This window comes from Mesosutterella multiformis, from assembly GCF_003402575.1.
GTDB classification, from domain to species: Bacteria; Pseudomonadota; Gammaproteobacteria; order Burkholderiales; family Burkholderiaceae_F; genus Mesosutterella; species Mesosutterella multiformis.
The window spans coordinates 97,966-117,437 of sequence record NZ_BGZJ01000002.1 but is presented as its reverse complement, the minus strand read 5'-3'; the positions used below and the strand labels follow the sequence as shown (position 1 = coordinate 117,437).

Below are 19,472 nucleotides of genomic sequence, written 5' to 3'. Positions count from 1 at the left end.
GGCTCGTATTTTACTTGGCTAAGACCGTCTGATTCACAAGATGGCGGACTTCAGCGCACGCCTTCTCATTTCTCGGCTTCATCTCGTAGACAGAGAGACCGTGATTTCCAGCCTCCTCAAACACGACACGCGAGGTGAGCTTTGCGTCCACGTATTTGATGTCATCAAGGCTCCGCAGGAACTGCACCACCTCATGGTCGTTCTTCGTCATGCGGGTATGCGCCTGGGAGATGAAGACGAAGGCCTTGAACTTTGCGCCAGCCTCTTCACGAGCCTTCTGAATGACATCGCGGATATTAAGCGTGAAAGCGAGCAGGTCGAGCCCAGTCGGACGGCACGGAATGAGGAGCGTGTCGCAGATCGCCATGGAAGCGCGGAGAGCATCCGTCTCTCGGCCGCCGACATCAATCACCACATACTCGTACTTCTCATTCAGTTTCGGAACGCGGGTCAGGATCTCACCGCCATCCGTGATGACCTCAGTCCTCAGCTTCGGCGAAACGAGGTTCTTTTCCCGCGACTGAATCGCGAGATTGGAGGAACCCTGCACGTCCGCGTCAACCAGGCAGACTTTCGCTTTTTTCTGCACCAGCAGGTAAAGCGCTACCTGCAGAGCGGCCGTGGTTTTCCCCGTTCCGCCCTTAGTGGATGCAACCGCAATGATCATTCGAGCCCCCAGAAAAATGTTTTTTACGATCTGTGCTGTAGATGTCAATTTCTAATAGATGCTAATAGCATCTATTAGAATTTATAGATGTTATTCATAAATATTAATATTTATTGAATAAATCAGATTGTATGCAAAATCCAAAAGCAGCGCAAACAGAGGGAAAAAAACCTACTTAAACGGACACTTCCTGAGGCCATCCTGAGGTCCCTTCATTGGCCGAGGAGACTTCGCGAATTTATTAAAAACGATCAAATCCTGGTACGGTAAACGTTATCGGACGACAAAATGACGCATGGTCGGCTCTTATGTTCTATCCCGATCTTTTCTCGCATGGACTCAGAGAGTTGGACACTGCTTTTCAATCATTCCTTCAGCTTCGGTAAAAAACGCCCTGAAAGGCCTCCAACGGGTTCCGCTATACCGTTTACCGTACCCAAATTCGATCTCTTTCAGGATCACTTTGGATAGAGAAGGAGACCCTTGTTATAACGTTTGCCGTACCTGTTTTCTGGCGGAATCCAGATATAACAGCAAAGCCTCGCCGCAGCCTCTGAATCAGGTTCAGATATAACGGAAACCGTACCTGACTGCTTGGATGAAGAGTTTCTGTTTTTTATCTAGTTAAAACAATGTGTTGTGATTGATGTTTATTGAAGATAGGCCATCAATCGATAACAGATTCCGTACTTTAATCGCGGTGTTTTTTGGGGCAGATATAACACTTACCGTACCTTGTTACCGCAAAAGAGACATATACCAGTCAAAAGCTGAAAAAATGATGGCAAAGCCCCCCAGTTATACCGTTTACCGTACCAGAGGAAAGCGCGGAATCCGGTTGAGTCGCTTGGCTCTCTTCTTTTATCGGTAACACTTTCCGTACTTCAGACAATTGATTTTTTCTAATCAATTTTTGTTTAAAATAAACAGAGAGTTAAGGAACGCATCTTCAGGTAATGGACAATCTTCACGATAACGTTTACCGTACCCTGATGGCTCTGTCGGTATAACGTTTGCCGTACCGGTTTTTCGCTTTCTTCTGATCAAAAAACGGTGCATTTAAATCCGATAGATCGATCGAGAGGACATATAGAAAAATTTAAAGCCTCTTAAATGAACGTTTTTCGGGGGTCTGAAAGACACTGATATAACGGAAACCGTACCCTGGATCTTCTGGAACCGGTTATAACGTTTACCGTACCCGAAAAGAAGGTCTCAAAAACGGACGGTGTTTTTCTCTCAGAGTGAATTCTTTTGCATAAAGTCGGATACAGTTCAGGATCTTGCATTGATCTTTGCTACACGATTTATCTTTTGCTAGCAGCGTTTGCTCAACGTTAGCCGGAGGAAGACTGAACGCCGTTCAATGGATCGGTTTTTGACTCACCAGGATCCGGATTTCTTAGTGTCTTTGGTCTTTTGATTTGTTAGATACCTGTTTTTTCAATTCTTTTTAGTCACTGATAACGGATACCGTACCCATAAAGTGAAGGGATAAAGGCAGCCGTTTCGAGGGTGTGTAATTTTTTGTGGGCGGCTCGTTCAAGGTTAATCGATGTAGGGGGTGATTCGGTCACCAAATAGCACAACCAATTCTCTCATAGCGGCACTCCAGTATGGAGAAGGCCGCACCCATCTTTTCTCTACTTTCCGGATTGCCAGAAAGAGAAGTTTCAAAGCAGCCGTTTCAGTAGGGAAAGCAGCTCGGGTCTTAATTACTTTTCTTAGATCCCGATTAAGGCTCTCTATGGCATTGGTTGTATAAATAAGTCTGCGGATATTTGGGGAAAAATCAAAGAAGGGGATCACCTTATCCCAGGAATCGATCCACTGTTTGGCGATGTAAGGGTATCTGAGCCCCAGTTCCGACTGTGCAAAAGCGTCCAGTTCCTTCCGCGCATCAGCCGCGTTTACGGCCCGGTAAATGGGCTTCAGCGCGCCGGCTACGGCCTTGTAATCCTTATATCCGACGAATTTCAGACTGTTCCTGATCAGGTGAACAATGCAGGTCTGCAGCAGAGTGTTGGGAAAGGCAGCTTCAAGCGCCTCCTTCATTCCCTTGAGTCCGTCTGTGACAGCAATCAGAATATCAGACACCCCCCTGTTTTTGAGTTCAGTGAAGACCTTAAGCCAATATTTTGCGCTTTCGTTATCAGCGACCCACATCCCCAAAACTTCCTTGCGGCCCTGGGCGTTTACGCCCAAGGCAAGATGGACCGCTTTCGGGGTAACAATGCCATTATCACCTCGGATTTTGACTCGAATAGCGTCAAAGAAAACAGTTGTATAAAACGGATCCAGAGGACGGTTCTGCCATTTTTCAACCTCAGGAAGGATGGCGTCCGTAACATCGCTGATAAATTCGGCACTGGTCTCCATACCGTATTCATCATAGAGAAAGCCTTGAATTTCCCGGGTTGAGAGCCCTCTGGCGTACAAGGCCAGAACCTTGTCCTCAAACCCCGCCAGCTGGCGTTTATGCTTAGGAACGACCCTCGGCTCAAACTCTCCCTTGCGGTCTCTGGGTACGTCAATACGGATATTTCCAAGGCTGGACGATTTGAGGGTTTTCGAACTATGCCCGTTACGCTCATTTTCGGTGACACGTTTACCGCCTCTTTCGTAACCGAGATGATTGGTCATTTCACCGTCAAGCATTTGAGTCAGCAGCCGACCGAGCATATGGGCCATAAGATTTTCCGCATCCTCTGCGGTATTAATCTCAAGCCCGGATTTCTTGGCGTTTTCTAAAATCTGTCCTGCAACACTATCCAAGGGGTCTGTCTTTCGTTTCATTTGAGGCTCCTCCAAGAGCAATTATCTCAGAGTCACCCACAAAATTTTCCTCACCCTCGCCGTTTCTCTTTTTTCTTCTCTTTTCTATCCGCTTTTATCGTTCTATCTTATTGAAAGCACATTAGAAATATTGAATAACGTTTACCGTACCATTTTTCTTTTCTGTTGTTTTTTCAGTCAGATATAACGGAAACCGTACCCGCTACCACACTTCACTTAGGTTGTCCACAGAAATTTGCGGGAATGGTTTCTTTTCTTAATTTTTATCTTTTTAAAACCTTTTCTATATAGAGGGGCCTCAGAAGCAACGTTTACCGTACCCTTGAGGTAACTTCTGCCGTACCCTTCGATAACTTTTCCCGTACTTCACGGATAACATAGACCGTACTGGGTTATTTTTGAGACTTATCCACAGGCTTTTTGATGTTTTTTTCGGTTCTGAGGTGATTTTGAGTGTGAGTGTCTGTTGACAGGTATAACGTTAACCGTACCTTAATGACGATTTTTAAAGAAAAAGCCTGTGTCTTTGGGTTATCCACAGGCTCTGTTCTTTTCTTACTTTTTATCTTTTTAAATTCTTTTTCTATATAGAGGGTGGCCAGAAGCAACGTTTACCGTACCCCTGGTGCAGCGTCTGCCGTACCTTTCGATAACGGAAGCCGTACCGCTGCTGCAACGTCTTCCGTACCAGCCCCTTTTTTTCGGGTTTGAAGGGAGGGGGCAGATTTATGAATTTCGGCTGGAATTTTCTTCTCTTAGCTAGTACTATGTAATCGGAAGTGTCACCGTTATGCACAGGTTCCCACCAAAAAAATGAGCGGAAAGGCCATCACCTTTCGGCTCGTTTTGTTTATGGGGATTTGAGTTATAACGTTTACCGTACCTGTCAATTTTCCTTGTGGATCTGGGCTATGGCTGAAAAACCGAAGACAAAATACGTTGAATCGAAGGTTGTTCGCTATTCGAATCCGCTCAATCTCACGTCGTATCACCTGGATCTTTTCCAGCTGCGCGTGGTGATGAGCGCGATCGCGAATGTGTCCAACGTCGACGCCATTGATCCGAACAAGACTTACTTCGTGAACGCCACCGACATCATGGCTCTCGGTACCCGAAAGCAGGAGGTGTACGCGGCGCTTCGCAAGGTGTCGGATTCGCTCTTCAACGGATTCGCCACGATTCAGATGCGGTCGATTCAGAATTTCCCGGAACTGCAGGCGGCGTTCAAGAGTTCGTACGACCTCTTCCGAAAGGATCCGACAAAGCCGGTTTTCGAGCGTTTCCACTTCCTCACGTCAGTCACGTACGCGGAAGGGCACGGTCAGATCGGATTCCGTTTCACGCCGGCCTTTATCCCCTTTGTTCAGCGCCTGAAAGAGCAGTTCACTGAGTTCAATCTCATGGAACTCACGGGTCTGCGGAGTGTGTTCGCGATCCGCATCTACACGATGTGCCTTCAGTACCAGAACCATCCGGACCGGACGTTCTTCACGACGTTTGAGGAACTCCGCAATCTCCTTGATTTAAAAGACGCTTATACGCGGTTTGGGAACTTCAAGCAGCGGGTGCTCGACGTCGCTATCCGCCAGATCAACAGCTCGGAATTCACGCGTTTCAGCGTGGAACTTGAGCTGATCCGGGGGGCCCACAACAAGGTGACACAGCTGAAATTCCACCTGTCGCCGAAGAATCATGTGCAGCTCGCGCGGGATGACGATGATTCGAAGAAATCCCGCCGCCGCAAGACTTCTGTCATGGATTCGCTGGAACTCGATGATCACCAGGCCGTGCTCACCGCGCGCCAGGTGTCGTACTACGCGGATCTGCTTGGCGGCGCGAATGAGGCGTACGCGGAGAAGAAGGGCTACAAGTCCCACGAATTTTTTAACTGGCTTCGCGCGAATAAGTTCGCTCCGAAGGGCCATTCGATCGAGGAATTTGTCGAATGGCTGAAACTGCACCTCGCGGAACCCGCTTTTGTGCAGAAAGTCTATGTGCCGTGGCTGAAACAGCTCGGGTTCAAGCCTCGTAAGCCTAAGGTAGACGCGGCGGCGAAGCGGGCGGCCCAGAAAGCGGCGGCTGAACTCGCGGAACAGATGGCTGCTGAAGCCGCGGCGATGGAACCGATTCTCGAACCAGAAATCGTGGAAGAGACGCCGAAAGTGAAGAAGACCGCGGTGAAGAAAACCCGGACCACCAAGGCGAAAACCACGGCCGCGGCGAAAACCTCGAAAACGGCTAAACCCGTGAAAACCACGGTCGCGAAAACAGCGAAGAAAGCGGCTGCTTCCAAAACCGCGGTGAAAGCGGAGACAAAAAACACGAAGACCGCAAAAACCGTGAAGACCGTCAAGGCGAAAACCACGCGGACCGCGAAAAAGAAGACTGAAGAGTAAAAGGCTCTGAAGCGAAGACCGTCAGAAATCACCTGACGGTCTTTTTTTATCGGAGGAGATCGGGGAGTTCGAGAAGCCGGATTCCAGCGGTTTCCGCGAAATTCCGGGCCTCATCCGTGTACCCCGCGAGGCTCGATGCCGCAAGGTCCGTGCGGCGGTCATCCCGGCCTTTCAGCGCGTGAAGCGCGAAGCCCCGCAGCGCCGCCTCTCCCACGGGGGTCGGATCAGCTGACGCGAGACCGATCAGCCAATCCGTTTTCGAGGCGTCTGTCAGGGCGAAAAGGGTACCGGAATCGCTCTGAACCCCTTCCAGCAGCCCGCTTTCCTCCGGCATAAAACGGAGCCTGGAACGGCGTCCCAGACGCGTCAGCGCGTCAGAGGATGCCAGAGCGAGGGGTTCACCGAGAATCGCATTTAAACGCGTTTTAAGCCCGCTGGCACCGTTTCCCGAACCCATGAAGAGGCACCGGTACCAAAGCTTCAGCGCGGGGCTGGAAAGCCGGTAAAGGCCCTTTCTGCCGTCCTTCGGAACACCGCAGGGGAAGATCTTCGTGACGAGACCTGACCGGACGAGTCCTGAGAGGTATTTGCCGCATTTCGCCTCGGTTTCACCGATCCAGGCGGCAATCTTCCCCGGGGTGTCGCAATCACGAGCGACAGCCGACATGATGGAGTGATAGATCCGGGGTTCCCGGAAAGGGGTTTCGGTCGCGAGCCGAACCGCGAAGTCAAAGACACTCCCTCGGGTGAGAAGACGCGAGAGATTGGTGTCCAGCGTTTCCTCCCGATTGAAGAGCGCGAGAACACCGGGAACGCCGCCGAAAAGCGCCCAGACGGTGAACTGATCGGCTGGCGTCCACCCGGGGAAGAACGCTGGCATATCGCGAAGCGAGAGCCCCGAGAGTTCGATTGTCGTATTCGGAAGGCCGTAAAGCGGGCTCTTGAAGCCGGAAACCGTTTCCCGCATCCAGGCGACACCGCCGCCAGAGAGGATGAGAGGGCAGGGGGAGGGAGTTCGGACGGACTGAAAGACCTCACGAAGCACGGCGGGGAATTCCGGCACCGCGCCGCAGAGCGCTTCAAACCGGTCAAAAGCGATAGCGGACCCCGTTTGGAGAGACGCCTCAAACACCGATTTCAGGGCGTCTTCCCAGGAAGGGAATTCCGCTTCATTCTTCCCGAAGAACTGATTGAAGTCCGAAGTAAAGCTTCTGAGGAGCAGCCGGCTATTCATGTCCGCGGCCTCAAAACGGAAGAGACGCCGTTCTTTCGCGGCCTCTTCAAGGAGTGCGGTTTTACCGACACCGGTCTCTCCTCGCACCGTAATGAGGTGAGGTCCTGGCGCTGAAAGCAATTCCTTCAGTCTTTCGGTTTCGCGGCTTCTGCCGATTTTCTGGCGATCAGACATATTTTCATGTTTAAAAAATACTTATAAGTAATATACCAAATAGTAAAAGTCCATTTCCACCCATTTTTCAGTTCTTTTCGGGTCAGGCGGAATCTGCTCAGAATGACAGAAATTTAATAGGAACTAATAGAAAATATTAAATAACATAAAATCAAATAGTTAAACGATACTTCAAAAGTCCCGTGAAAAGTGTCTGTATTTCACGTGAAACATTGATAATGTATAACTATTTGATTACAAAAAAGTTTATTGATTTAAAAAGTTCAAAAAACAGTGTCGGGTGAGGCATTCGGATTTTTTTAAGCTCCAGATATAACGGAAACCGTACCCATTCCGACACGAAAAGGTCTTCGACCACCTGTGTCGATGCCGTGAACGGCAGCCAAAGCGCGATTGTCCCAAAAAGAAAAGCGAAATGGATAGCGGTCAGAAGTGTCAGGACTGCCGACGCCAGGTGTGGAGGCGATTAATGGTCGAATCCCCATCATTTATCAGCATCTAATACATACTGATAGATACGAATAGTTTCTATTAAACAGGTACGGAATTCGTTATTCCTCAGTCAGGAGCGACAGGCAACGGAGTAATTGAGGGGATCATGATGAAGAAGGACGTCACGGAGGCAGGACTCTTTCAGATATAACGGAAACCGTACCCATAGCTGAAGATCTTCTGACACGCGACTGTTACTTCGGTACCTCGATCCTGAGAGGACGATGTGAATCGGATCGACGTGAAACTCTTCGAGACGGCTGACTAGCAGATATGCGAGCCCCGTGATCGATAACGTTTACCGTACCTAATAAGAAGACAAAGGAAGAGCCGACGGTCTCAGTCTGAATGAGAGGCTTCTCTTTCGATATAACGGAAACCGTACCCATCAAAAAAACGGTCTGCGTAAGGCTCAGGATCCCGGTCTGGAGGGGAGAAGTCCGCCGCCCGTGGTCACCACACCTTGTCTCGGGATGTGATGGTCTTCAGGACGGTACTGGAAAAGGAGGGCGCGGAGGATCCGTGTCCGTGCCAAAAGGCTTGAGCCTCCAATTCCGTTTGGGAAAGGGCGGGTGCCTGCCCGTTATCAGTTTCTGATAGAAGCTAATAGAAGCTATTAATGAGGCGGCAGTTCAGCGTGATCTCGTCAGAAATAACGGAAACCGTACCCTGAATCGAAATCAGAGAGAAAACGGAGAGAAACCAGTTGCAGCGGAGACCGTACCGGATCAGAAAGCGAGCGGGCGCTCAATTCCCCGTTATAACGTTTACCGTACCCGAAGCGAGATCGGTCTACGTTTCCTCCGGGATCTGGTTCACCAACTAGCTCTCTATTAGTTTCTATTAGCAAATCATAGAAACGCATAGAAGCTATCAATCAGGAAAAAGACTCCCGAAGGGATCGGGAAAAGCAGGGGTGGGTCAGTATTTGTCCACGAGCATTGGAACGACCGCCCTAAAGAACAGTTGCAACCCTTTCAGGTACGGTAAACGTTATCGGACGAAATGAACCCGATATAACGGAAACCGTACCCTATACCGATTGGAAACCGGTATCTCAATGAAGGTTCAAGCCTAAGAGCTTCTATTAGCTTCTAATAGAAACTCATAAGGGCGAACTGGAAATAAGCCACGTTCCAAATGCGAAATATGCTGTGTGGAGTCTCAAAGGGACGCGGCCATAGAGGAACTATCAGCTAATCATAAATACTAATAGAATCTAATAGAAAATATTAAAAGATAGATGAGTAAACCGGTCCAGCCAGAAATCGGCGCGGACGGTGGATTTCAGGATTGGAGCACGGAAGCCGGCGATTAGGGTGTATGAATCCGTTATAACGGATACCGTACCCGGAAGCCGATCCGGTTCAGCAGCCTTACCCGGAACGAGGCTATCGAGCAGGGGGCGGAATCAGCACGATTCCTGTCTTCAGATCAATTAATAGAAACTAATAGAAGCTATCAGCATCTATCAATGACACACGTTGCTCTGGAAACAATCAAGTCGGCACGAATCCCGCTCCGTTGAAGACCCGCGAGCCACAACACAAGGTTCAAATCCCACTTATAACGTTTACCGTACCCTGCAAAAGAGACTGATGCGCCTTGGTTACTCCCAGACTCTGACTTACGGCTGGAGTCACCGTGATCTGCATGGTGTTAATAGATACTGAAAGAAAATATTAGTATCTATCAGAAAATCATAAGAAACTATGAGAAGTGAGGTCAGTCCCGGCTTTATGACAAAATGACGGCTCAAAAGTGATTCAAAGCAATGGAAGAAAGATGGAACTCTTTGTGAAGACGCTCCAAGAGCTGACGCCAGAGGAGCTCTTTGAGATTTATAAGCTCCGGGTCTCGGTGTTTGTTGTGGAGCAGAAGTGCCCGTATCAGGAAGTGGATGACGCCGATAAGGTCGCGTATCACGTGTGGATGAAAGACGAGGACGGCATTCAGGCTTACCTCCGCGTGCTCCCGAAAGGCGCGACGTTTGATGAATGCTCAATTGGCCGCGTGATCGCGGTGAAACGACGCTGCGGCCTGGGGACGAAGATTCTCGACGCCGGTATCCAGGTGGCGAAGGAAAAGCTTCACGCCGAGAGTCTCACGATTGAGGCTCAGGTCTACGCAAGAAAGCTCTACGAGAACGCTGGCTTCGTTCAGGTGTCGGATGAGTTCCTCGAGGATGGAATTCCGCATATCAAAATGCGTCTGACACTCTGAGTTGAACCGCACGGCTGATCAGCCGCGTGTGAAAAGGCTTTGGCCCGGAGGCCGAAGCCTTTTCTATTAGGAACTATGAGTTTTTATAGAGACACTGATAGCTGCTATCAGAAATCGGAACCGATCTTCGTCTCAAGCCAGTGACTCTTTCCGCCGGGGATTTTGGTTCCGCTCCTATCAGTATTGCTTTTCTATCAGAAACTCATAAAAACTAATAGTATTTAATAGATACTAATAGAAACTGATAAGAAATCCACCAACAGCTCTTTTGTAGATTCCTGCAGAGAAAGTCATTTTCAATGCGACATAAAGTGACGCACCAACGTGTATGGCTGACAGTTATTGTCTCTCTGCCTCATCGAACAGTGATGCGGATATAGGTGCGGGTTCTGCCGGCCGTTGGCACCTGGCGATGTTAACCGTATATGAAATCTATGATTTGCTATTAGCTGCTAATAGAAAATCATAAGAACTGATAGTTATTGAATAACTTTTGGGATTACCGATAGCGCCTCTGCGGATACGGACAGATAGAAGAAACACACTGTACAAACAAATAGGTTCGTCTGAAGGACTACCTTTTCCGATACGATTGTGAGACACTAAGCCGTTTGAATTTTTCGCATTGGAGAACGGAGTGTGACCATCGCTCTTTTCTCCTGATCTCAACAGTAAACGGAGCTCTCGTATGAAATACGAAGTTGCAATCGAACCGGGCAGCGGCGCCTATGCTTTCAGTCTCACTGTTCCGGATCTGCCGGGCTGCTACGCTGTCGGCAAGACGCTTGAAGAAGCGATGCGTAATCTCAAGGAAGCCTCTGTGATTTGGGTTAAAGGTGAACGCGAAGCCGGACGCCCGATTCCGCCTCCGTCTGACCTCAGCGCGCTGAAGAAGCATGAGGAATATGCCCATCAGACGTGGACCGAAATCAATATCGACACCCAGGGACCGGAAGAAGTGATCGCCGGTATCTGAGGCACGGCTGAAACGTAAAGAAAGATTTCTCTTCAGATCGGCTTCAGATAGCTGTGATGTACTGTCCTTAATTGAACCTTTTCAAAGTTAAGGAGAAACTCATGGCTGATGTTGTAGTCCTGCTCGAAGTCACTCTGCTTGAGGGACAGAAAGACGGTTTCCTCGCTAAGGCCGAGCAGATTCAGTCTCACCTCGCTCATGTTCCGGGCTTCGTTCGAGCTGAACGTTTCCAGTCCGTGTCCGAACCGAACAAGGTCCTGAGCCTCTCGGTCTGGAAGGATAACGAATCCGTTAAGGCCTTCCTCACCTCTGAAGAACATCGCAAAGCCCAGCGCGAATCGATGGAAGGCGTGTTCTCGGATTATCGGATTACGGTTGCTTCCGCGGATCGTGTCTTCTCGCCGCACGAGCACCACTGATAAACCATTCATTGGTTGACCTGAGCAAAGAACCGGCACTCTTTTCGAGTGCCGGTTTTTTTGTCTCTGGAGGTCACTGAATGTCAGTCTGATATAAAAACTATCAGCTGCTAATAGCAGCTATCAGGATTTATGGAGAATCTCATAGAACTTAATGAAAGTGAGGAGATAAGGCGCATCTCGGATGAGGGAGTTGGATGATCAATCCCGGGGTCTGAGTTCCCGATGGAGATCTTCCCTGCCGCTGCAAACAGATCATCGGTCTTTCTAGTTCCAATCTATAAAAACTAATAGCAAATATTAGGAAATATCAGAAACTCATAAAAACTGATAGAAACTATTGGATTTCTGATAAATAGCTGCGATGATTCCGAATCAGATTCCTGATCTCGCAGAATGTCGTTTCAGGTTCTATTAATGTCGTTTAAACGACAACCCCCGTACATAAACTGACTCCATCTGAAAGATTCAGGTCCGCGTTGGAGGGACCAAAAAGATGGACTCAAAAAATCAAACTGCCGCGATGGGGATTCTGCTCACCATCAGCGCGGCGCATTTCCTGAACGATCTGCTTCAGTCGGTGATCCCGGCATCGCTCCCTGTCCTAAAGGAAGCGAACGCCCTCACGTTCGCTGAGGTGGGTCTCATCACGCTCACCGTGCAGATCACGTCGTCACATCTGCAGCCTTTCGTCGGGGCAGTGAGTGACCGGCACCCGATGCCGGAAGCGCTCCCCTGCGGAATGCTGCTCTCAGGTCTTGGTCTCATTCTTCTCGCTCACGCGGCGACGCTCCCCGCCATCCTGATTTCGGTCGCTCTGATCGGATGCGGCTCTGCGGTGTTTCACCCGGAATCCTCCCGCACCGCTCAGGATGTCTCGGGCGGCAGGCGGGGGTTCGCTCAGGCCGTGTTCCAGGTGGGAGGGAATGCCGGTTCCGCGATGGGACCGATCGCAGCTGCCCTTGTCGTGATTCCGTATGGGCAGTCAAGCATCGGTTGGTTCAGCCTCTCCGCCGCGCTCGCGTTCCTCCTTCTCGTCGGTGTCGCGAAGACCTATCACCGGGCACCGCCTGAAGCCGTGAAAAGCGCGGCGGCTGCCTCGGGTTCAGGAACCGCCTGGAACGTAAAGTTCATCTTCGCGATCCTCTTCATTCTGATGTTCTCGAAGCAGGTCTATATCTCGTCCCTCACGAACTTCCTCACGTTTTACGTCATGGAGAAATTCCATGTGGATCCGGTGACCGCTCAGTACGCGCTCTTCGCGTTCCTTGGCGCGGGAGCCGCGGGGACGCTGCTCGGCGGTCCGATTACCGATCGCTTTGGCCGCAGGAAGGTGATTTTCGGGTCGATCTTCGGCGCGGCGCCGTTCGCGCTCCTGGTGCCCTACGTGGGTTTCTGGGGTGTCATCGCGCTCGTGATCCTCGTGTCCTTTGTGATCTCGTCCGCCTTCTCCGCGATTCTCGTCTGCGCGCTTGATGTCGCGCCGCGGCACACCGGTATGGTGTCCGGTGTCTTCTTCGGGCTGACGTTTGGTCTTGGCGGCGCGGCCGCCGCGTTCTTCGGGTGGCTCGCTGACATCATCGGAATTGAGAATGTGTTCCTCGCGGCATCCTTCATGCCGCTCGCCGGGATCTTCGCGCTCGCGCTTCCGAAGAAGCTCTGAGCCGTAAGAAATTAGAAGCTAACCTCCCTCAGCCGCTGACCGGTGTTTTTGGTCAGCGGTCTTTTTGTTTCCCGAGAGACTGAACGAGTGAACCGGGAGTCAGACCAAAGAATTTCGTGAAAGCGGCGCTGAAGGGGCCGGGGCCAGAGAACCCGAGGTGAAGCGCGGTCTGCTTGATCGACATCCCTTTCGCGAGGCAGTCGAGCGCGGAGCAGAGACGGGCTGCGGATTTCCAGGCCTTAAAGGTCATCCCTGTGTCCTTCAGGAACTTTCGCTCGAAGGTTTTGGGCGTCAGGTGAACCTCATCACAGAGTGTCTCAAGCGGCACCGCCCAGCGGCTTTCCCGCAGGATTCCTTCCGCGGCGGATCGGAGCATGGGATCCGTGGGGAGCGGGAGGGGATCCGCGGTGGGTGCCGTTCCATGGAGGAGACTCAGTACCAGGCGGCTCATCTGCTTCTGGACGGACGGCGGATAGGTGTTCCTGAAGAGCTCCGCGATCAGATCCCGGAGGAGATCAGACACTTCCATCGCGCGGATCGAACCGGAAACCCGTTTTGAAGATTCAGCGGGGAAGTAGAGCGTCCGAAGCCGCGTCTCCGTAATAAAGGTGAGAGAGTGCGGGATGCCAGCCGGAATCCAAAGCGCCTGATGGGGCGGCACGAGCCGCGGGATGCCTTCGGACACGAGGAGCATGACACCCGATTCCGCATAGAGAAGCTGCGCCACGTCATGCACGTGTTCAGGCCGGGAGTGACCGGCTTCCGAATTCCGGGCAAAGACCACCCAGTCCTTCTGTTCAGAAAGATTCTCAGAGAGAAAAGCTTTTCGGATCTCAGATGTCATAGTGACAGGGCTTCACACGGTTCGAGTTAACAGATGCTGATAGCGGATTCATAAAAACTCATAGCAGCTAATAGATTTTATAGAACGGCTGATAGGCACAATAAAGCGGCTCAGGGCACGCTGGGGGTCAGTTTCGTGTTGTAGGCATGCCAACTACAAAAGTAGTTTACAAGTAAAAGCTATGACCATATTTAGATATTACTTTTATCTATGAATCAATCAGACAACTCCGAGCGCGAAGAAATTTAAGCCAGATCGGGCTTTGCGGTTCTCCGATTTTCCGGGATCAGGAAAAATAGTGAACGCTTCCGTTCACAGCAGACAAAAGTGTCATAAGAGATCAAATCAGATACTTTGTGAACATTTGGCTGTAGGGTGAACGATCGGCGAAGGATCCTGGAATTGAATGTGGACGGTTCAAGGCGGTTAGCGAAAACCGATTCAAGGATGGCAGGGGAAGAGGTTCCTGATAGTTCCTAAGATTTTCTAATAGTTTTTATTGAGAAACTATCAGCTGCTGATAGATACGCATAGCGGGAAGGAACAACGGGAGCCGCGGTCCGCTCATCCGTCCCCTGGGGCATCGGAAACGAAAAAAGGTGACCCGGAAAGACCCCGGATCACCTCAACTTTTTAAGTGTAGATCACTGAATCTCTTGGGACAACAGGATTTTCGATGAGGCGAAAAGTGGGGTTCGGAAGCATAATAGTTATGCGCACGGAGAGATCTGGAACAGTTAGAGGTTCCGCAAAGATCTGCTCCCGCATCAGCCCCGGGAAAAGCCAGTAGGGCATCTAACCACCGGGGCTCTCAATTCGAAGGACCGGCGATGTAAGACAGCTAACTCCGCTGCGATCGCCCCTTCCGCAAAGCCCGCGCGAGCCGCCTCCGCGGGCTTTGCTCTTGTCTGAACACTCAAAACCTCCCCGCGTTCTCTCAGTTCCCACACTGAAGCCTTCTATGAGTCTTTACTGGTGAATTATCAAATCAAGTGCAAAGTTACTGAATAAAAGACTTCAGCCGGACACTTCCAATTGAGACGTTTTCTGGGTCTGAAATTCAGAGCATTGAACCGTTTCTGAACTTCTGCCTGAGAAATTTTATCGATACTCATTCCTTTTGGGAAAAAGTCTCTAAGAAGTCCGTTTGTATTTTCATTACTTCCTTTCTCCCATGGATGATGAGGCAAGCAGAAATACACTTTGGTTCTGAGATCTTTCTCCAGTTTTTCAGCCCAGGAAAATTCTTTTCCGCGATCTACGGTAATCGTACGCAGATCCTTATCTGACAGAGATTTCTCAATTACGGCAGACACATCGGCCGCAGTCTTGGAAGCGGTTTTCCCGCCACAGAGAAAGCCGGACTTCCTATCGACCAGAGTCGTGAGGCAGGCTCCGCCCTTTTTTCCGATGACGGTATCGCCTTCCCAATCCCCCAGGCGAGATCTGTTCTGAGCTTCCAGGGGTCGCTCTTCAATGCTGTGAGTGATCTGGATCTTTCCTCGCCTCTCGGTCATGCCTTTACGGTGACGCGTTTTACCGTGGTGTCGCAGGTGTCGGGACATCTTTCGGCCATCCACAAAGCGATCCAGAAAGCCAGAATTGATTCCTCGGTAGATTGTCGTGGCGCTGATCCTTAGATTCGGCAGCTCCTTTCTGAGACGGTATTGAATCTGCTCCGGAGACCAGAATTTCTTAACCAGCAGATTTGAGACAATCCTTGTCAGCAACGAGTCAGACTTCAGAATGTTTCTCTTTCCGCAATGCTTTCTCTGTCTCTGATATCGGGCCTGCGCGGCACAGGGATCATAGGCAGCTGAAGCCCCATCCTGGGCCGATACAGCCTTGTTTCGCTTCAGTTCGCGGGAGATCGTAGAAACATTTTTCCCAATCGCACATGCAATTTCAGACAGGGATTTGCCTGAAATCGTTAAAGCCGAAATAAATACTCTGTCCCGAAGAGTAAGATGATGATAGTGGCTCATGAGCTCCCTCTATAGTTATCTTGACAATCTCTATTATGGAAGCTTTATGGGCCACTATTCTTTTCTCAGGCTTTGCACTTGAAGTGATAATTCGCCCTCAAAAAATAATAGCAGCTGATAGAAAAGGCATAAAAACTATCAGTTCCTGATAGAAGGAAACGAACGAAGATCTTGGATGCGTTTCTTTAAACGGATTCCTGCAACAGGCGGTGTTTCTCTGGCTGAGGTGGGTCAATTTCTGGCGCTGATGAAGCGACTCTCAGAAACGCAGCTCTTTTGAGAAGAACCTGTCCTGGCAAAGCCCTCACAATAGATGCGTCCGGAGGCACGGGCTTTCTTACGTGTCGGTAATAGCGGTGTGAGGGGCGCCAAGAATCGGGGTAATAAAATAAAATCAATCGCTTAAGAGAAAATCGCAGGAAGACTCGATATACCTACAAAGGATAATTTTTATACATGCGTGCATAAGTTAAAAACGAGTTTATGCACGCGTGTATAAATTTATCGAGAGAAGCTATGCTTTTTCTCCGAAAAGCATTTCGCCAGCAGACGGTGAAAAGACTCTCAACGGCCAGGAGGGTTCGCCTTGTCCGGCATTCCTAAGCGATTCTTTCCTCTCTTATTTTTCCGATACAGAACTTGTCGGACAATAGTCCGGCAGGGCTGCTGTAAAGCACAATAGGAGTCATCACGTATGCACGCATTTATGCACGCGTGCATAAATTTTTCAAGAAAAGAGATTCCTTTTGTCCGAAAAGCCCTTCGCCTGCAGACGGCAAAAGACCAGGTCGAAATTCCTGAAAATGTCGGGCAGCATATAAAGGCCTCTCCATGCCCAACACTCAAACAGCTTCGCAGCAGGCATCGTCCCTAAGCGCCACATCACCACAGCCGTAATCGGGGCCAGCGTTGGCTTTGGCGCTTCCGTGACAAACCCGCCGTCTCAGGCTCAGTAACAGAGAGTCTTTTCTGCCCAGGCACTAGCGTCGCTTCGCAATGCGCGGCTCACCGGTGAGCGGTTCCCATCGGTATGAGAAATGATTGAGAAACTGATAGATTTTGATAGTTTTTATTGAAGATCTATCAGCAGCTAATAGAAACTGATAGAAGAGACTGCGAATATCAAAGCAATTGCGTCAATAGAGCAGGTGCTAGAGGGCAAAAGAAAAGGAGGTGATCAGGCTCCCCTGAATCACCCCCAATTTTTCCAGTTTATAAGAGATAAACCTCTGAAACAACAGGATTTTCGATGAGGCGAAAAAGAGGCTCCGGAAGCATAATAGTTATGCGAACGGAGAGATCTGGAACAGTTAAAGGTTCCGGCAAGATCTGCTCCCGCATCAGCCCTGGAAAAAGCCCGTAGCTGGCATCTAACCTCCAGGGCTCTCAATTCGAAGGACCGGCGATGTAAGACAGCTAACTCCGCTGCGGTCGCCCCTTCCGCAAAGCCCGCGCGAGCCGCCTCCGCGGGCTTTGCTTTTGTCTGATGAACGCCGTTTCCTGATTCCTGCCCAACCCCTACCCAGGCTTCTGTCCTTTTCGCGCTTTCCCGCTTTTCGATCGATCTGGCCGCCGGCGCTCACTATGAGTTTTGTATGAAGTTCTATCAGCAGCTAATATTTTTTAAGGAAGCCCTATCAGCATCTGATAGGAACTGATAGCAACTCGGGGAGTGAGCCCAATTGTCTAAGCACCCGCCGAACCGAGCTTCACTCTCAACTCCATTTCCCGCATTCATCCCCCATCAGGGCGATTCGGCGAGAGGTTCACCGTATGAGGTTTTAAAGAAATCCTGATAGCTGCTAATAGGATTTATGGAAGATCTATCAGGAACTGATAGATACGCATAGCGGGATAGCAGAGAGGAAGGGCAAGAACTGCTCTGAAAACGGCGGAAATGCGGGAAGCGTTTAAGGTGCCTTTTCCTGTGGGGGAGTGAGGAAGCGAAACCTGGACCGCTTTTAAAAGCGCGCACGAAAAAGGAGGTGAACGGGCTCCCCCGAATCACCTCCAACTTTTCAAGTATAGAACAAATAACTCACTGAAACAACAGGATTTTCGATAGGGCAAAAGCGGGTCTGAAGAGCGATAATAGTTATGCGCACGGGAGATCTGGAACAGTTAGAGGTTCCGGCAAGATCTGCTCCCGCATCAGCCCCGGAAAAAGCCCATAGCTGGCATCTAACCCCCGGGGCTCTCAATTCGGAGGATCGGCGATGTAAGACAGCTGCTCCGGCCGCAATCGCCCCTCCATGCAAAGCCCGCGCGAGCCGCCTCCGCGGGTTTTGCGCTGTCTGGGGTATGCGATTTCTCCTTTCTCCTTGATTCTCAAACCCAGTCTCTCAGCGTTATGAATTTCCGTTTACGATAGCGTCCTGAAATCCCGGGAGCCGGTGCTCCCGGTCGAAAAAAGGACAGAAATGAAAATAACAGCCGCTCTGTGTGCACTGAGCGCACTCCTGATTCCAGCCTCAGCTATGGCGGTGACACCGGCGGACGGTGACGTCTTCGCCCGCTCCACCGCGAGAACTTATCTGTCGGATCCTCTTCCGAAAGCCACTCTTGATACGCTGACCGCCGCCGCGTTTTCCGCTCCGACCGCGGTCAATCAGCGGTCGCTCGAATTCGTTTGGGTGACGGATAAAGCGGTGATGAAGAACCTCAAAGCCGCGTCGCCCTTCGCCTCCGCGCTCTCGACCGCTCCCGCGGTGCTCGTGATCTGCGCGAATCTGAAAGACACGCGGATTGAGGACCTCGTGCAGTTTGACGCGGGGGCCGCGGCCGAAGCCGTGCTCGCAGAGGCGGGGCACCTGGGACTCCACTCGGTCCCGATGAGTCTCGCGCCGGTGAAGTCCCGTATCACCGCGTCTCAGAAGGCGCTCGGGCTCCCCGCTGACGTTATTCCTGAAATCATGGTGGCAGTCGGCAAAGTCCCGGCTGACGCCGTTTCAGGCGCGAGCGCCTTCCGCCACAACCCCGCCCGTATCCACTCGAACACCTGGAAAAAAAAGAACCGAAATGACTGACCCGATTTTTACCCGAGTAAGCGTCCGTGAGTTCCGCGATCTCCCGGTCGATGACGCCCTTATCACCCGTCTCCTCAAAGCCGCGATGCAGGCGCCGTCCGCGGGCGATCAGCGCCCGTGGGAATTCTGGGTAGTGACGGACCCGAAGACGAAAGAGGCGCTGTCGCTTGCCTCCCCCTACGCGGAAGCCGCGGCGAAGGCCCCGGTCGTGATCGTCCCGTGCCTCGTGAAGCCGAAACTCATCTACCCCGAAAACTGCCAGATGGATCTCTCGGCCGCGACACTCTCGATCCTTCTGGAAGCGGAGCAGCTCGATCTCGGCGGCACCTGGATGAGCCTCATGCCGCTAGAGGACCGGATGGATAAAGTGACGGAAATTCTGTCGCTCCCCTCCACCGTGGTCCCCTTCGCGCTCGTCGCGATTGGCTATCCCCTTGATGACCACCCGCAGGAAAAGCGCTTTGATCCTTCCCGCGTTCACTATGTGAAGTAAGCGTCGAACGGGTTTCCGACCGAACTCCGGGCTTTACTCTGTAAAGCGCCGGAATTTTTTTGGGGTTCAAAGATCCTGGCGGAT

Annotated in this window: 12 protein-coding genes; 7 read left to right on the top strand and 5 right to left on the bottom strand. The window is 50.9% G+C overall.

The features are described 5' to 3' along the window. Positions 1 to 10: 10 nt before the first annotated feature. Positions 11 to 667 (bottom strand): AAA family ATPase, encoded by a 657-nt coding sequence (locus M4NBBH2_RS09245; RefSeq protein WP_116270708.1) that lies wholly within the window; start codon positions 665 to 667, stop codon positions 11 to 13. Between the two features lie 1,548 nt (positions 668 to 2,215). Next, positions 2,216 to 3,463 (bottom strand): IS256 family transposase, encoded by a 1,248-nt coding sequence (locus M4NBBH2_RS09240; protein ID WP_116269219.1) that lies wholly within the window; start codon positions 3,461 to 3,463, stop codon positions 2,216 to 2,218. A 911-nt stretch (positions 3,464 to 4,374) separates the two neighbouring features. Between M4NBBH2_RS09240 and M4NBBH2_RS09235 the strand changes: the two genes are divergently transcribed. Then, a complete protein-coding gene (locus tag M4NBBH2_RS09235; protein WP_116270707.1) occupies positions 4,375 to 5,859 on the top strand; it encodes a replication initiation protein in 1,485 nt (494 codons plus the stop codon). Between the two features lie 46 nt (positions 5,860 to 5,905). Here M4NBBH2_RS09235 and M4NBBH2_RS09230 read toward each other — a convergent pair whose 3' ends face one another. Further along, positions 5,906 to 7,267: an AAA family ATPase gene (locus tag M4NBBH2_RS09230; RefSeq protein WP_116270706.1), complete on the bottom strand. Its 1,362-nt coding sequence runs from the start codon at positions 7,265 to 7,267 to the stop codon at positions 5,906 to 5,908. A gap of 2,289 nt (positions 7,268 to 9,556) precedes the next feature. Between M4NBBH2_RS09230 and M4NBBH2_RS09225 the strand changes: the two genes are divergently transcribed. From M4NBBH2_RS09225 to M4NBBH2_RS09210, 4 genes are all read left to right on the top strand, one after another. After that, positions 9,557 to 9,982 (top strand): GNAT family N-acetyltransferase, encoded by a 426-nt coding sequence (locus M4NBBH2_RS09225; RefSeq protein WP_202973749.1) that lies wholly within the window; start codon positions 9,557 to 9,559, stop codon positions 9,980 to 9,982. Between the two features lie 688 nt (positions 9,983 to 10,670). Then, a complete protein-coding gene (locus tag M4NBBH2_RS09220; protein WP_022444438.1) occupies positions 10,671 to 10,958 on the top strand; it encodes a type II toxin-antitoxin system HicB family antitoxin in 288 nt (95 codons plus the stop codon). 101 nt (positions 10,959 to 11,059) lie between these two features. Next, the gene (locus M4NBBH2_RS09215) at positions 11,060 to 11,377 is read left to right on the top strand and encodes an antibiotic biosynthesis monooxygenase family protein (protein ID WP_116270704.1); all 318 of its coding nucleotides are present in this window, start codon (positions 11,060 to 11,062) and stop codon (positions 11,375 to 11,377) included. Positions 11,378 to 11,873: 496 nt separating this feature from the next. After that, positions 11,874 to 13,040, top strand: a complete 1,167-nt coding sequence (locus M4NBBH2_RS09210) for an MFS transporter (protein WP_174703627.1) — start codon at positions 11,874 to 11,876, stop codon at positions 13,038 to 13,040. 52 nt (positions 13,041 to 13,092) lie between these two features. Here the strand turns inward: M4NBBH2_RS09210 and M4NBBH2_RS09205 are convergent, their stop codons facing one another. Beyond that, entirely contained in the window at positions 13,093 to 13,884 is a 792-nt protein-coding gene (locus M4NBBH2_RS09205) for an AraC family transcriptional regulator (protein ID WP_116270703.1), read from the bottom strand. A 983-nt stretch (positions 13,885 to 14,867) separates the two neighbouring features. Then, positions 14,868 to 15,869, bottom strand: a complete 1,002-nt coding sequence (locus M4NBBH2_RS09200; RefSeq protein ID WP_116269340.1) for an IS30 family transposase — start codon at positions 15,867 to 15,869, stop codon at positions 14,868 to 14,870. A gap of 2,477 nt (positions 15,870 to 18,346) precedes the next feature. Here M4NBBH2_RS09200 and M4NBBH2_RS09195 point away from each other — a divergent pair. Both M4NBBH2_RS09195 and M4NBBH2_RS09190 read left to right on the top strand, forming a co-directional pair. After that, complete coding sequence (locus M4NBBH2_RS09195) at positions 18,347 to 18,895, top strand: nitroreductase family protein (RefSeq protein ID WP_170135142.1); 549 nt, start codon at positions 18,347 to 18,349, stop codon at positions 18,893 to 18,895. Continuing rightward, positions 18,888 to 19,388: a nitroreductase family protein gene (locus M4NBBH2_RS09190; protein ID WP_116270701.1), complete on the top strand. Its 501-nt coding sequence runs from the start codon at positions 18,888 to 18,890 to the stop codon at positions 19,386 to 19,388. The genes M4NBBH2_RS09195 and M4NBBH2_RS09190 overlap by 8 nt, the downstream gene beginning before the upstream one ends. The last annotated feature ends 84 nt before the right edge of the window (positions 19,389 to 19,472 follow it).

What these genes read in the sequence shown, in the direction of transcription:
- M4NBBH2_RS09190 (WP_116270701.1), top strand. Translation starts at nt 18,888, where the DNA reads ATGACTGACCCGATTTTTACCCGAGTAAGCGTCCGTGAGTTCCGCGAT.
- M4NBBH2_RS09235 (WP_116270707.1), top strand. Translation starts at nt 4,375, where the DNA reads ATGGCTGAAAAACCGAAGACAAAATACGTTGAATCGAAGGTTGTTCGC.
- M4NBBH2_RS09215 (WP_116270704.1), top strand. Translation starts at nt 11,060, where the DNA reads ATGGCTGATGTTGTAGTCCTGCTCGAAGTCACTCTGCTTGAGGGACAG.
- M4NBBH2_RS09200 (WP_116269340.1), bottom strand. Translation starts at nt 15,869, where the DNA reads ATGAGCCACTATCATCATCTTACTCTTCGGGACAGAGTATTTATTTCG.
- M4NBBH2_RS09245 (WP_116270708.1), bottom strand. Translation starts at nt 667, where the DNA reads ATGATCATTGCGGTTGCATCCACTAAGGGCGGAACGGGGAAAACCACG.
- M4NBBH2_RS09195 (WP_170135142.1), top strand. Translation starts at nt 18,347, where the DNA reads ATGGCGGTGACACCGGCGGACGGTGACGTCTTCGCCCGCTCCACCGCG.
- M4NBBH2_RS09230 (WP_116270706.1), bottom strand. Translation starts at nt 7,267, where the DNA reads ATGTCTGATCGCCAGAAAATCGGCAGAAGCCGCGAAACCGAAAGACTG.
- M4NBBH2_RS09220 (WP_022444438.1), top strand. Translation starts at nt 10,671, where the DNA reads ATGAAATACGAAGTTGCAATCGAACCGGGCAGCGGCGCCTATGCTTTC.
- M4NBBH2_RS09240 (WP_116269219.1), bottom strand. Translation starts at nt 3,463, where the DNA reads ATGAAACGAAAGACAGACCCCTTGGATAGTGTTGCAGGACAGATTTTA.
- M4NBBH2_RS09205 (WP_116270703.1), bottom strand. Translation starts at nt 13,884, where the DNA reads ATGACATCTGAGATCCGAAAAGCTTTTCTCTCTGAGAATCTTTCTGAA.
- M4NBBH2_RS09210 (WP_174703627.1), top strand. Translation starts at nt 11,874, where the DNA reads ATGGACTCAAAAAATCAAACTGCCGCGATGGGGATTCTGCTCACCATC.